Source organism: Hydrogenophaga taeniospiralis, from assembly GCF_020510445.1.
GTDB lineage: Bacteria > Pseudomonadota > Gammaproteobacteria > Burkholderiales > Burkholderiaceae_C > Hydrogenophaga.
On record NZ_JAHBAG010000001.1, the window covers coordinates 21,498 to 34,030 of the forward strand.

Genomic DNA, 12,533 nt, shown 5'->3' on the forward strand with positions numbered 1-12,533 from the left:
CTCCCTCACGTTGCCGAGGCGCTGCGGCGCTGGCGCAGCCACTCGATCGCATGCTCGGTCAGGGTCTCACGGATCGGCCGGTAGGTGATGCCCAGCTCCTCGATGCTGCGCCGGTTGTCGACCGGGAACCGGATGCCCAGGTGGTTGCGGATGTACTCGGGCGTGAGGCCGAACGCGGGACCGATCAGCCGGACCAGCCAGTCGGGGATGGTGTGGCGCGGCAGCAGCCAGGGCCGGGGGTGCACGCTGCGCAGGATCTTCGAGATCTCGACGAAGGAGATCATCTCCTTCTCGGCCAGGATGTAGCGCCCGTGCGCTTCCTGCCGCTCGGCCGCGCGGAGATGGGCCAGGGCGACCTCGCGCACGTCCACCGTGGTCAGGCTCAGGTCGGGCATGCCGTAGAACAGCACGCCGCGCAGCATCTCGTCGAGCAGGAACAGGCTGCCGGACACCGATTCGGGTGTGAGTGAGGGGCCGAGGATCAGGCCGGGGTTGATCGTCACCAGGCTCCAGCGCTGCTGCTGCCCGTGCAGCCGCCAGGCCTCCTTTTCGGCCTCGACCTTGGACAGGTGGTAGGGGTTGTTCTCCAGCGTGCTGCTGGTGTTGAAGTAGGCCTCGGAGAGCACACCGCCCTTCATCTGCCGCACGTCGATGTAGTCGCCGAAGATCGCGCCGACGGTCGAGGTCATCACCACGCGCTGCACACTGGGGGTGCGCTCGACGCTGCCCAGCACGTTGCGCGTGCCCTGCAGCGCCGGTTCGAGCATCTGGCGGCGCCCGTCGGTGATCTTCTCCGGCAGCAGGAACGGCGAGGCCACGTGGTGCACCACCGAGCAGCCCGCCATCGCCTCGTCGAACGAACCGGGTTTGAGCAGGTCCGCCTCGAACAGGACCAGGCGCCCCGGGAACTGCTGCTGCAGGGCGTGCAGGGGGCGCAGCTTGGCCGCGTGGCCCAGGCTGCGCACCGTGGCGTGCACGGTGTACCCGGCTTCCAGCAGCAGGCGCGTGAGGTGCGCGGCGACAAAACCGCTGGCACCCGTGACCAGGTGAATGGTGTTCAAGGCAAGATCCTCACAGGTTGCGCGCCGCGGCGCGTTCGGGTCAGCAGCGCCAGTGTGGCCGCAGCCATGGCAAACGCCACGCTGAGCAGGGGAACGGCGCTGGCGTCGTTCCCCTCGACCATGAACGAGGCCGTGAGCGGCCCCAGGGCGCTGCCCAGCAGCTGCGCCGCCGGCACCAGGCCCGCCAGGCGGCCGCTGGGGTCGGCGCGGAACGCCAGGCCGATGTGGAACGGCAGCATGAACAGCCACACAAAACCGAACGCCGCACAGGCGATGGAGAAGCTGCGCACGCCGCCTGCGGGCAGCTGGTGGACGGTGGCGGTGACCGCGGCCAGCGCCATCGAACAGAACACCAGGGTGGGCACCAGCGGCAGGCGGCGCACCGCCAGCGCCGCCACGATGCCGCCCACCACCTGCATCACCAGCACCGCGGCGACCAGAGTCTGCGCGGCGCGTGCGTCCAGCCCCACGGCCTGGCCCAGCGGCTCCAGGTAGGCCCAGAACGAGCCCAGCGCCGCCAGCTGCAGGAACACCACGGCCAGGGGCTGCAGGGTGGCGGCCGACCATCGGAAGCCCGAGATGGCGGGCGGGGCCAGGGGCGACAGGCGCGCGGGCTGCACGAACGCCAGCAGACAGGGCAGCAGCGCCAGCAGGCCCAGCGCCGCGAAGCCGCCCGGCCAGCCCCAGCGCGGAATGATGGCGTTGGCCAGCGCCAGCCCCAGCAGGGCCTGGGCAATGGTCTGCAGCACGAAGAACACGCCGCCGATGCGCGCCGGCTGGGCCGTGCGCACGATCACGCCGGTGGTGCCCCAGATCAGTACTCCCTCGGCCAGGCCCGCGCCCGCCCGCACGGCCGCCATGCCGCCGTCGCCCACGGCCTGCAGGGTGAGCAGGTCCAGCGCCGCGGCGCACAGCGCGGCGAGGATGGTGATCAGCCGCAGCCGCGCGACGGGCAGCAGGGTGTCGCCGAGCACCACGCCCAGCCCCAGCATGATGATCTCGGCCATGGCCACGATGCCCACACCCTCCAGGCTGACGTGGCCGGCCTCGACCAGGGCACCGAGCAGGATGGGCTGCACGCCCACCATGAGCACGGCGATGGTGCCGATGGCCAGCGCACCGGCCAGCTGCACAAGGGAAACGCTCGTATCGGGTCGGGATGACATGGCAGGCCCCTCCAGGGTGGGTCAGTAACCGTTGCTCTCTTCGGGCAGGTGCCCTTGCACAAACCGCGCCGCCGCGCGCTGGCGGTCTTTCGCCAGGCGCCGGTTGGCCACCAGGCGAACGATCCAGGGCAGCGGGCGCACGCGCCCGTTGCCGGCCACGGCCAGCACATAGGCCTTGGCGCACTTCTCGAACAGCTCTGCGTTGAGCGCCAGGCGCAGCGCGGTCATGCCCAGGCAAACCGGTCGACCCCGCAGCAGCAGCACATTGCCGCCTTGCCGCAGCACCGCCGGGACATCGCCCACGCTCGCGCTCGGCGGCCCCATCGGTCCCAGATGGCGCGCCTGCTCGTCAAACACCTGCGGCATCGCCCCCCCGAAATCCGCCAGGCAGCGCCCGAAGCGGCCACCGCCTTGGGCGATGACGCCCACATCGCTCCGCGCGGCGTAGACCGCGGCATGCGCCTCTGCGTCACGGTGTGCCGCACGCCAGACCAGTCGCTGCGGTACGCTGTCGTGGGCGAGCCCGAACCACATCGCCTCGGTACCAGGGATGCGCAAGGACAGGCTGGCGTCCTCGCCTTCGAGCAGGCGCTTGGCCTGCAGCCGGTCGCGCAGCCCGGGCCATTGCGCGCGCAGGTCTTGTTCGTTGTTCATGGGTTCAGACCAGCTTGAAGACGTCTTCGAAGCGGTTGAGCGCATCGTCGATCACCTCGTCGGTGTCGGCCAGACTCGTGTAGATGCGGCTGCCCGCCAGCGTGATCAGGCCGTGGGCCGTGTAGGCCGCGCCCATCTCTTCCATCATGTGCTTGCGGCGCTTGGCTTCGTCCTTCACCTTGAACAGCTTCCACAGGCTGCTGGTGTCCAGCAGCAGCACGCCCGAGGTCTGCAGGTGCACGATGGAGCCCATGTTGTAGGTCACATAGGGCAGGCCCAGGCGGTTGATGATGCCCTCCAGCCCCTGGCGCAGCCGGTCGCCCGCGCGGCCCGCCACACCGGCGGCGTCGGTGCGCTGGGCCTCCAGCAGCGCGTAATACCCGGCCACGCACGAGAGCGGATTGGCCGAGAGCGTGCCGCCCACGAAGGCGCGCTTGGTGGTGGCACCGATGCCACCCACCAGCATCATCATGATGTCCTTGCGCCCGCCAATGGCCCCCGCCATGGGGTAGCCGCCGGTGAGGCACTTGCCGAGCACGGTGAGGTCGGGCGTGACGCCGAAGTAGGCCTGCGCGCCGCCCATGCCAACGCGGAAACCCGTGACCACCTCGTCGAAGATCAGCAGCGCACCGAACTCGTCGCACAGCGCCCGCACCTGGCGGTTGTAGTCGGGGTGCACCGGGCGGGTGCCGCTCTCGGGGCCCAGGGGCTCCAGCAGCACCGCCGCCGTGCCACCGCGCAGGCGGTTCCAGCGCAGCTGGCTGCGCAGCGCGTCCAGGTCGTTGGGGTTGCACTCCTGCGTGTTGCCGGTGGCGCCAGTCGGAATGCCCACTGCCTCCATGCGGCCGGTCTTGGGCAGGCGCATGCCGTACACCAGCTGGTCGCTCCAGCCGTGGTAGGCGCCGCCCACCTTGATGATGCGTTTCTTGCCGGTGTAGGCGCGCGCCAGGCGCACGGCGCCCATCACCGCCTCGGTGCCCGAACCCAGCAGGCGCACCATGTCCACGCCGGGCATGCTCTGGCACACCAGCTCGGCCAGCTTGACCTCGTACTCGTGCAGCAGGCCGGTGACGGGGCCGCACGTGTCCAGCACCTCGTTCACCTTCTGCCGCACCACCGGATGGTTGGAGCCCAGCAGCGTGGGGCCACCGGCCTGCAGGAAGTCGATGTAGCGGTTGCCGTCCACATCGGTCATGTGGGCGCCGTCGGCCTGGGTGATGGCCAGCGGGAACGGGTGGTTGAAGGCCAGGTTGTGCTGCACACCGCCGGGGATCACGGCCTTGGCGCGCTCGGACAGGCGCTTGGAGCCCTGGCAGCGCTCGTCGAAGTAGCGCATCACCTGCGGCATCTTGTCGCTGCGGATGGGCCGCATGGGCTGCTTCACCAGGTCGGCGAAGCGGCGGTAGAGGCTGTCCACATCGGGCCAGGCCGAGATGGCGGGACGGGGGGCGGTGGTGGCCGCGGCGGCGGTGTGAACGGAGGACAGGTTGCTCATGGTGGGTGGGCCGGGAACAGGGAGGGATCAGGCGGTGAGCGCGTCGGCCACGCGCCGCAGGGCCGCCTGCATGAAGGGCTCCCGCTCGCCGCGCGCCGCGATGCGCTGCAGCAGCAGGGATTTGCACAGGGTTTCGAGGTCTTCCACCGCCTGCAGGGCTGCGTCGGACGTGGCGCCGCAGCAGAGCACGCCGTGGTTGAGCATCAGGTAGGCGTTGGTGTCCGGGCGCAACTGGCGGGCCAGTTTGGACGACAGCCAGCCGCTGCCCGAGGGGGCGTAGCCCGCCACGGGAATGCGCTCGCCCAGCAGCCTTCGCAGGGGGCCGGGCGGCACCTCCAGCGGCCGGCCCAGCAGGGCGCAGGCGCTGGCCACGGGCTGGTGCGTGTGCACGCTGGCCTGCACGTCGGGCCGGGCGCGCAGCACCTGCGCGTGCAGGCCGCTCTCGACCGACGGCGACTTGCTCCCTTCGACCTGCCGCAGGTCGGCCAGACGCAGCACGCACACGTCGGCCGCGGTCATCGTCAGGTAATCGGTGGCCGAGGGTGTGACGGCGATGTGCTCCGCATCGATGCGCAGCGCGATGTTGCCGCCGGTGCCCGAGAAGTGGCCCCGGTGCGAGAGTTCGATGCACAGCTCGACCACGGTCTGGCGGATGTTCTGCGTGTTCATGCGGCGGCCCCCTGCGGTGCGTTGATGCGGTGGTACAGCGGCGCCAGGCGGGTGCGCACTTCCTTGAAGGTTTCGAACTGGTCGCCGTACAGGCGGCGCAGCGCGCTGGAAGGCTCGTAGACGGCCCGCGTGCGCCGCAGGTGACCCAGGTCGGCAAACGACAGCGCGCCCATGCCCACCCCGGCGATGAAGGTGGCGCCGATCGCATTGGTCTGGATCGGGTTCTCCAGCTGGCGGATCGGCTGGCCGGTCACGTCGGCCATGATCTGGCACCACACGTCCGACTGTGCACCGCCGCCCACGGCGGTGATGGTGCCGGCGTTGCGCCCCAGCAAGCGCGCAAAGGGTTCGAGCATCCAGCGTGTGTTCAGCGCCACGCCTTCCAGGAAGGCCCGGAAGATGTCCTCGCGGGTGTGCTCCAGCGACATGTTGAGCAGGCCGGCACGCAGGCGCGGGTCGTCCACCGGCGTGCGCTCGCCGAGCAGCCACGGCGTGTAGATCAGGCCGCGTGCACCCGGCGGCACGCGCGCGGCGATTCGGTTGAGCACCTCGTAGACGGCGGGGTGTTCCTCGTCGCTGGCGAGTTCGTCGGGGTGGTAGAGGATGCGGTCGCGCAGGAACGAGAGGTTGGCCCCGGCCGTGGACTGCAGCGCCATCGCGAGGTAGCGCCCGTCCACCGCGCTGGGCACGGCGGCGATCTTGTGGCGCACGTCGGTCTTCATGAACGGCACGTGCGCGCCCAGCCAGGACGAGGTGCCCAGGTACAGATGGGTTTCGAAGTCGCCCACGGCCGCGCCCACGGCAACGGCGGAGTTGTCCACGGCGCCGGCGACCACCACCGTCTTCGGGGCCAGGCCCAGGGCCTGCGCGACGCCAGGCAACAGCGGCCCCAGCACGTCGGTGGAGTGCACGATCTCCGGCAGCTTGGCTGCATCGATGCCCAGCATGCGGATCAGGCTTGCGTCATAGCGGATCCGGTGCGGGTCCCGGTTGTTGGTCACCCAGGAGGTGACGGTTGAATCCTGCGTGGCGCAGAAGCGGCCGGACAGGCGCAGGTTCAGGTAGTCCAGCACGTTGAGGAACTTGTGGGTGCGCTCGTAGCGCTCGGGCTCTTCGTCGCGGAGGTAGGCCATGTGCCCGGCCGAGTCGCGCCCCGAGAGCGACGGCGCACCGCCGGTCAGCCGCAGCCAGCGCCACAGCTTGATCGGCCCGTAGCCTTCGATGCTCAGGCCGCGCCCGCGCACGCGGCGCGCCATCGCCGCCGCGCCGCGCGAGTCGAGCCAGGTCAGCGCCCGCCCGATCGCCTGACCGTTGCGATCGACGCACACCGTGCCTTCGGTCTGTGTCGAGCAACACACCGCGACCACGCGGCTGCGCAGGCCAGCATCGGCCCCGAGGATCTCGCCCGCGCTGTCGATAAAGGCCGACCACCAGTCCTGCGGCTCCTGCTCGGCCAGGGAGCCCTGCACGTGCAGCTTCACCGCCCGGAAAGCCCATGCGAGCACGGCGCCATCGAGCGACACCAGGGCGCACTTGCAGCCCGAGGTGCCCAGGTCGACGGCGAGCACGAGGCGCGTGTCGGCCTGGCCGATGGGTTTGTCGAGCAATGGGGGCATTTCAGTGGCTCCACCGCACGGCGCGCAATCCGCGATGCATGAAACGGTCCAACCGGGGACACCGCCGGGCCGGCTTCGCCGGACGGCTGGTGTCGCCCCCTTGGGGGTAGCGCGAAGCGCTGCGGGGGTATTCCATCTTTCAGAAGCTGCGTGCGACCGAGACGACGAGGCGGCTGTTGTCCGTGGCGCGTGCCTTGTCACCATCGAGCGCGATGTAGAGCTCGCGCACCTTGGTGCGGGTGGTCATCCATTCGGCGCTCCAGTTGAAGCCCCAGCGCTTGTGCGTGATGCCCACCGAGTAGTCGGCGAAGTTCGCTTCCTTGAAGTTGGCGATCTTCTGGTAGCCGCCGTGCAGGTTCAGCGCGGTGGTCGGGTTCAGATCGATCTTGTAGCCCAGGTCGAACAGCCAGCTGCCGCGCGAGCCGTGGTCGCCGCGCGCATAGCAGGCCAGGCCCGGCATGGGGTCGGCCATCAGCGAGAGCATGGTGCCGCACACACCGCCGGTGTTGGCGCCGCGGTAGGTCTTGGAGATCACGTTCATGGCGCGCGCTTCCAGTGCGCCGTAGCCGATCTCGGCGACGGCGAACGCGCTGTCGTACTTGGTGCTGCGCCAGTCCGTGGGCGTGCCGGTGCTCATGTCGAAGCCGTGGGGCGCTTCAAACTGCGCGCCCGGGAACAGCTCGGTGGCCAGGCCCACGCCGTAATGCCAGCCCTCGGGGTCGCCAAAACGGTAGCCGCCAGCGAGCGTGACGCCCAGGCCTTCGCCGCCGAGGAACTGCTTCTTGCTGACCGTGGCGAACTCCGCCAGGCCGACGAAGCCGCTTTCGTGCGCGGCCTGCACGCTGAGCTTCGCACCCGGCCGGTTGAACGAGTCGGAGACGCCGCGACTGCGCTGGTCGGAGGTGACTTTCAGCTCCGTGGTCACGGCGAAACTGGCCGTTTCCTGGGCGAACGAGGGCACGGCCGCGCCGGCCAGCAAGCTGGCGATGGCGACCGACAGGGGGCGGATCGGATTCATGGGGGACTCTCCTTGGGCGGTGGTTGGGAGGGGGGACGGGGGGGGGGGGGGAACGCAGGGGACGGGATCAGGATTTGCAGACCGGCGTGGCGGGCAAGGTGGCCACGCGCTTGAGCTGTTCGGTCTGGCCGAGGATTTCCACGCCCACGAAGGCCCGGATGCGCAGTTCGTCGGCCTTGGCGCGCACGGCGCCCTTGTATTTCTTGCCGTCGCGCGGGTCGTAGACCCAGCCGTCGCGCCAGGCGTCCTTGTCGTAGCGCGCGAGCTGCGCGATGCGCACACCGCAGGTGTCGACCGGGGTGCCGGCGTCCTTGTCCCAGACGATGGTTCCGCACAACGCGCCGGGCAGCTCGGCGCAGGGCGCGAAGCGGATCACCGCGTCGTTCTCCGCGGTCATCCACAAGCCTTGGGCGTCCTCGGGTCCGGCGGCTTGCGCCGACATGGCCAGCGACCAGCAGACAACGGCGATCAGGCGGGTCAGGGTCTTCATGGCGTGCACCTTTCTTGCGTTAGGACAAGGAATATTTAGATAGTGATGACTAGTATATAGTGATGACTATTGTTTTTGGTGAAAAAAATTACTGGGAGAATCCCTGATGCCAACCCTGCTCCGCCCCATGCCACCGACGCGCAAACCCCAGCCTTCCCTGGTCACCAAGAAGCAGCCCGCACAGCAGCGCGCCACCGAGACCTACGAGCGCATCCTGGAAGTGACGGCGCAGACGCTGGCCGACGTGGGGATCGAGCGGCTGTCGACCAACCTGGTGTGCGAGCGCGCCGGGCTCACACCGCCGGCGCTCTACCGCTACTTCCCCAACAAGTACGCGCTGCTGTCCGAACTGGGGCAGCGCCTGATGCAGGCCCAGAACGAGCGCGTGGACCGCTGGATCACGCTGGAGGTGTTCAACGGGGGCGTCGAGAGCCTGGAGCGGGCGGTCGAGGGGCTGATCATCGACACCTACGAAGCCACGGTGCAGACCGTGGGCGGGGTCTGGATCATGCGGGCCCTGCGCGCCGTGCCCGCCCTGCAGCAGGTGCGGCTGGCCTCGCACACCGCCGTCACGCAAGAGCAAACCCGGCTGCTCGCGATGGCCCTGCCCGAGGCCGACGCGGCCGAGTTGCAGCTCGTCAGCCGCATCGTGGTGGAGCTGATCTACGCCACCGTCGAGATGATTTTTGACGAGCCGCTGGACGTGAAGGCCGTGGCCCGCACCGTGGCCGGCATGATCGCCAGCCACCTGACCCGCGTGCGGCCGGACGCCGCACCGCCGCGCAAGGCTGCCGGCAAGTCCGCGGCCCGCTGACGCCAGAGGCCACCCTCACGGACCCGGCGGCGGCCCGAGCTGCCAGACGCCGTCCTGCTGGCGGATCATGCCGCGCCGTTCCAGTGAGGCCAGGTAGCGGCGGTGCCCCGCATCGCCCTGGCGCCGGAACAGCGGAATCAGCCGCCCGAGCAGGTTGGGCACCAGCATGGCCAGCCGCACGGTCCAGGACTCGCTGGGCCGCACATACCGTTCGAGGCAGGGATCGTCCAGCATGCGCAGCACCTGCAGCGCCACCTCGTCTGGCTGCTGAGGCGGGTCGATGAACTGCAGCTTGTTGCCGCCGTCGATGGCCTCGCGCATCAGCATGGGCGTCTCGGTCGCCGACGGGTTGATGATCCCGAACTTCACGCCCAGGCGCGGCCCGTCCAGGCCCAGGCAGAGCATGGCGCCGCGCAGGCCGAACTTGGTGGCCGAATAGACGCTGGTCTCGGGCAGCGGGAAGATGCCGCCGAGCGAGACGATGGAGATCACCCGGGCGTCCACCGCCTGGCGCAGCTGCGGCAGCAGGCTGTGCGTGAGCAGCACCGGCGCCAGCAGGTTGATGCTGAACTCGCCCCGGATGGACGCCAGGCTGCGCTGCTCGAACGGCTGCGTGTCCGCCACCGCGGCGTTGTTCACCAGGATGTCGAGCCGCCCGATGCCGTCGCGCACATGGGCCACCAGGCGCTGCACCGCGTCGGCGTCGGTCAGGTCGGCCACATGCGCCGTGGCCAGCGGCCCGAGCGCGCGCACCGCCTGCTCCAGGCCGGCCGCGTTCACGTCCACCAGTAGGCAGCGCACGCCGCGCTGAATCAGCCGCGCGGCGATGGCCCGGCCCAGACCGCCCGCGCCGCCGGTGATCAGCGCCACCCAGCCGGAACAGGACAGCGGCTCAGCCATGGGACACCACCTCCCGCACGGGCGCCTGCAAGCCGGGAACGGCGGCCGAGGACGCGACCCGCACGCGGTCGTAGAACGCCTCGCTCAGTTCGTTCCAGCCCATGCGGGCGCGCAGCTTGCGCAGGTAAGTCTTGAAGGAATGCGCGTCGATGTAGACCTGGTGGCGCGGCGAGTCGACGAAGCGGATGCCACCCGAGAGGTCGGGCTGGTCGCGCTGGATCAGTTGCTCGAAGCGGGCCGCGCTGGCGTCGTGGTCCCGTTGCGCCTTCAGGTAGGCGGCGATCATGAAGGCCTGGGTGTCGAACAGCTTGTAGGCGCTGGAGTTGTTCTCCAGGTAGCCGATGCCGAACAGGTTGCGGTGGTCGCGGCTGAACATCGAGAGGTAGAGCTGCGGGCGCCCGCCCCGCCACTCGAAGTACTCGGCCGCGTAGCGGCAGCTCCAGCGGTAGCCGGTGGCGCACAGCACGAGGTCGACCTCTTCGCGCGAGCCGTCCTTGAACACCACGGCGTGGCCGTCCAGGTGCGAGATGTCGGGCTTGACCGCGATGTTGCCGTGCTGCAGGTGGTGCAGCAGCTGCGAGTTCATCAGCGGGTGGCTTTCGAACAGGCGGTGGTCAGGCCGGGGCAGACCGAAGCGGGTGAGGTCGCCGGTCATCAGGCGCAGCAGCCCGGTCATGATGGGCCGGGCCAGCCACAGCGGCAGGTGCGGCCCCGACTCGCCGAACTCGTCCGCCGGCATGCCGAAGATGTGCTTGGGGATGAAGTGGTAGCCGCGCCGCACGCTGATGAAGGCCTGGTCCGCGTGGGTGGCTGCGTCGCAGGCGATGTCGGCCCCCGAGTTGCCCGCCCCCACCACCAGCACCCGCTTGCCGCGGAATTCGTCGCCGGACCGGTAGGTGACCGAGTGGCGGAGTTCGCCGCTGAACCGGCCTTCAAATTTCGGCAGGTTCGGGTCCCAGTTGCAGCCGGTGGCGCAGATGACGGCCTTGTAGCGTCGGCGCGTGCCGTCGCTCAGTTCAACCACCCAGTGGCCCGCCGCATCCTTGCGCACCTGGTTCACGCCGGTGCCCAGTCGGATCGCTGCGCGCAAACCGTAGGCGTCGGCAAAGCTGCGCACGTAGGACAGGATCTGCCGGTGCGAGGGATAGTCCGGGAAGTGTTTGGGCATCGGAAAACCCATGAACCCGGACAGGTCGCGCGACGAGATGAAATGCGCCGACTCGTAGATGGGCGAGCCCGGGTTGTCCATGTCCCAGAGGCCGCCCACGTCGTGGTGGCGCTCGAACTGTTCGTAGGGCAGCCCCTGGGCCTTGAGCGCCCGGGCCGCGCTCAGGCCGCCGGGGCCGGCGCCGATGATGCAGGTGGCCTCGCCGCAGTCGACGACGCCGGGTTCGGTGGTGGGGGTCATGGTGTCTCCTTCGTGGCTGGATGGGGTGTCTGGTGCCGGGGCTGGTGCGAAACAGCTGGCGTGAATCTAGAGGCGACCCCGCCTTCGACCGGAGACCCATCCGGCCAGACAGGGGACCATTGCGGCCACGCATCGGTCACACTCCGGTCACGCCACGGCCTCCTCCAAACCCCATGACCCCACCACGCCCAGCCCCCGCACCCAGCGGCGACGCCCACCACCTCACCGACGCCACGGTGGTGCCCAACATCGCGCGCTCCCTGCTCGGCCTGCTGCGCGAGCGCGGGCTGCCGCCCGGGCGGGTCTGCCGGGGGCTGGGTTTTGGCTACCGCGACCTGTTCGACCTCGGCATGCGGCTGTCGTACCGGCAGACCCGGCTGCTCATCGTGCGCAGCTACCAGGCCCTGCAAGACCCGGCGCTCGGCCTGTCCGCCGGGGCGCGGCAGACCCCGGTGTCCTGGGGGCTGCCGGGGCTGGCCATGCTGACCTGCGAAACCCTGGGCGAGGCCATCGCATACGGTCTGGCGCACCAGGGCGACGTGGGCGCCCTGCTGGAGCATCACTCGTCCATCCAGCGCGACGAGACGGTGCTGGAGGTCCGGCCCAAGCAGTTCGACGTCGCCATCGAACCCTTTCTGGTGGAAGAGGCGTTTTCCAGCGCTGTGGCCGTGGTGCGTTGCCTGGTCGGCACCGGCTTCAGCCCGCGCCGGGTGGAACTGGCCTACGCCCGGCCCGCCCACGCCCGCGCCTACACCCAGTTCTTCCGCGGCCCGGTGCACTTTGGCGCCGGGGCGAACCGGCTGGTCAGCGATGTGAAGTGGCTGGGCAGCCCGCTGCCCGGCTACGACGAGATCACCTGCGCGCCGTTGCGCGCCCAGCTCGACGGCTTTCTGCGGCGACCGGAGCGCCGCAGCGATCTGGTCGAGTCCATCGCCAGCCGTCTGCGCGCCCACCTGGACCAGCCCCAACCCCTGCACACCGTGGCGCAGGAGCTGAACATGAGCGAACGCACGCTGCGACGCCGCCTGACCGAACAGCGGCTGTCCTACCAGGGCCTGCTGGACGACATCCGGCACGAGCGTGCACGCGACCTGCTGCAGCACGCGGGCCTGCCCGTGGCCGAGGTGGCCCTGGCCTGCGGGTTCTCCGACGCCCGCAGCTTCCGGCGCGCATTCAAGCGCTGGTCGGGTGCGCTGCCCGGCGAGCACCGCAACGCGCCATGAGTCGCGGCGTTCGCGGGCC

Annotated in this window: 12 protein-coding genes; 2 read left to right on the forward strand and 10 right to left on the reverse strand. The window is 70.0% G+C overall.

Annotated elements, in window-relative coordinates; all coding sequences use genetic code 11:
• Positions 1–5: 5 nt before the first annotated feature.
• From KIH07_RS00065 to KIH07_RS00100, 8 genes are all read right to left on the reverse strand, one after another.
• Positions 6–1,061 carry an NAD-dependent epimerase/dehydratase family protein gene (locus tag KIH07_RS00065; protein WP_226494595.1) on the reverse strand — a complete coding sequence of 352 codons (1,056 nt, stop codon included), beginning with the start codon at positions 1,059–1,061 and terminating at the stop codon, positions 6–8.
• On the reverse strand, positions 1,058–2,227 hold the full coding sequence (locus KIH07_RS00070; protein ID WP_226490023.1) for an MFS transporter: 1,170 nt from the start codon (positions 2,225–2,227) through the stop codon (positions 1,058–1,060). Before KIH07_RS00070 ends, KIH07_RS00065 begins: the two co-directional genes overlap by 4 nt.
• Before the next feature lie 21 nt (positions 2,228–2,248).
• On the reverse strand, positions 2,249–2,881 hold the full coding sequence (locus KIH07_RS00075) for a hypothetical protein (RefSeq protein WP_226490024.1): 633 nt from the start codon (positions 2,879–2,881) through the stop codon (positions 2,249–2,251).
• 4 nt (positions 2,882–2,885) lie between these two features.
• Positions 2,886–4,376, reverse strand: a complete 1,491-nt coding sequence (locus KIH07_RS00080) for an aspartate aminotransferase family protein (RefSeq protein WP_226490025.1) — start codon at positions 4,374–4,376, stop codon at positions 2,886–2,888.
• A gap of 27 nt (positions 4,377–4,403) precedes the next feature.
• Positions 4,404–5,045 (reverse strand): class II aldolase/adducin family protein, encoded by a 642-nt coding sequence (locus KIH07_RS00085; RefSeq protein WP_226490026.1) that lies wholly within the window; start codon positions 5,043–5,045, stop codon positions 4,404–4,406.
• Positions 5,042–6,661, reverse strand: coding sequence for a xylulokinase (locus KIH07_RS00090; protein ID WP_226490027.1), 1,620 nt, complete (start codon positions 6,659–6,661; stop codon positions 5,042–5,044). Before KIH07_RS00090 ends, KIH07_RS00085 begins: the two co-directional genes overlap by 4 nt.
• A 139-nt stretch (positions 6,662–6,800) precedes the next feature.
• On the reverse strand, positions 6,801–7,679 hold the full coding sequence (locus KIH07_RS00095) for a TorF family putative porin (RefSeq protein ID WP_226490028.1): 879 nt from the start codon (positions 7,677–7,679) through the stop codon (positions 6,801–6,803).
• Positions 7,680–7,746: 67 nt separating this feature from the next.
• Positions 7,747–8,169: a DUF2147 domain-containing protein gene (locus tag KIH07_RS00100; protein ID WP_226490029.1), complete on the reverse strand. Its 423-nt coding sequence runs from the start codon at positions 8,167–8,169 to the stop codon at positions 7,747–7,749.
• 106 nt (positions 8,170–8,275) lie between these two features.
• Here KIH07_RS00100 and KIH07_RS00105 point away from each other — a divergent pair, with 106 nt between their 5' ends.
• On the forward strand, positions 8,276–8,983 hold the full coding sequence (locus tag KIH07_RS00105; protein ID WP_226490030.1) for a TetR/AcrR family transcriptional regulator: 708 nt from the start codon (positions 8,276–8,278) through the stop codon (positions 8,981–8,983).
• Between the two features lie 15 nt (positions 8,984–8,998).
• On the opposite strand, the gene KIH07_RS00110 is transcribed toward KIH07_RS00105, so the two are convergent.
• On the reverse strand, positions 8,999–9,883 hold the full coding sequence (locus KIH07_RS00110; protein ID WP_226490031.1) for an SDR family NAD(P)-dependent oxidoreductase: 885 nt from the start codon (positions 9,881–9,883) through the stop codon (positions 8,999–9,001).
• Positions 9,876–11,291: a flavin-containing monooxygenase gene (locus KIH07_RS00115; RefSeq protein WP_226490032.1), complete on the reverse strand. Its 1,416-nt coding sequence runs from the start codon at positions 11,289–11,291 to the stop codon at positions 9,876–9,878. The genes KIH07_RS00110 and KIH07_RS00115 overlap by 8 nt, the downstream gene beginning before the upstream one ends.
• 173 nt (positions 11,292–11,464) lie before the next feature.
• On the opposite strand from KIH07_RS00115, the gene KIH07_RS00120 reads away from it, so the two are divergent.
• Positions 11,465–12,514, forward strand: coding sequence for an AraC family transcriptional regulator (locus KIH07_RS00120; protein ID WP_226490033.1), 1,050 nt, complete (start codon positions 11,465–11,467; stop codon positions 12,512–12,514).
• The last annotated feature ends 19 nt before the right edge of the window (positions 12,515–12,533 follow it).

Excerpts from the sequence above, each read along its gene's own strand:
- KIH07_RS00075 (WP_226490024.1), bottom strand. The coding sequence starts at position 2,881 with ATGAACAACGAACAAGACCTGCGCGCGCAATGGCCCGGGCTGCGCGAC.
- KIH07_RS00110 (WP_226490031.1), bottom strand. The coding sequence starts at position 9,883 with ATGGCTGAGCCGCTGTCCTGTTCCGGCTGGGTGGCGCTGATCACCGGC.
- KIH07_RS00070 (WP_226490023.1), bottom strand. The coding sequence starts at position 2,227 with ATGTCATCCCGACCCGATACGAGCGTTTCCCTTGTGCAGCTGGCCGGT.
- KIH07_RS00100 (WP_226490029.1), bottom strand. The coding sequence starts at position 8,169 with ATGAAGACCCTGACCCGCCTGATCGCCGTTGTCTGCTGGTCGCTGGCC.
- KIH07_RS00115 (WP_226490032.1), bottom strand. The coding sequence starts at position 11,291 with ATGACCCCCACCACCGAACCCGGCGTCGTCGACTGCGGCGAGGCCACC.
- KIH07_RS00080 (WP_226490025.1), bottom strand. The coding sequence starts at position 4,376 with ATGAGCAACCTGTCCTCCGTTCACACCGCCGCCGCGGCCACCACCGCC.
- KIH07_RS00085 (WP_226490026.1), bottom strand. The coding sequence starts at position 5,045 with ATGAACACGCAGAACATCCGCCAGACCGTGGTCGAGCTGTGCATCGAA.
- KIH07_RS00090 (WP_226490027.1), bottom strand. The coding sequence starts at position 6,661 with ATGCCCCCATTGCTCGACAAACCCATCGGCCAGGCCGACACGCGCCTC.
- KIH07_RS00120 (WP_226490033.1), top strand. The coding sequence starts at position 11,465 with ATGACCCCACCACGCCCAGCCCCCGCACCCAGCGGCGACGCCCACCAC.
- KIH07_RS00105 (WP_226490030.1), top strand. The coding sequence starts at position 8,276 with ATGCCAACCCTGCTCCGCCCCATGCCACCGACGCGCAAACCCCAGCCT.
- KIH07_RS00095 (WP_226490028.1), bottom strand. The coding sequence starts at position 7,679 with ATGAATCCGATCCGCCCCCTGTCGGTCGCCATCGCCAGCTTGCTGGCC.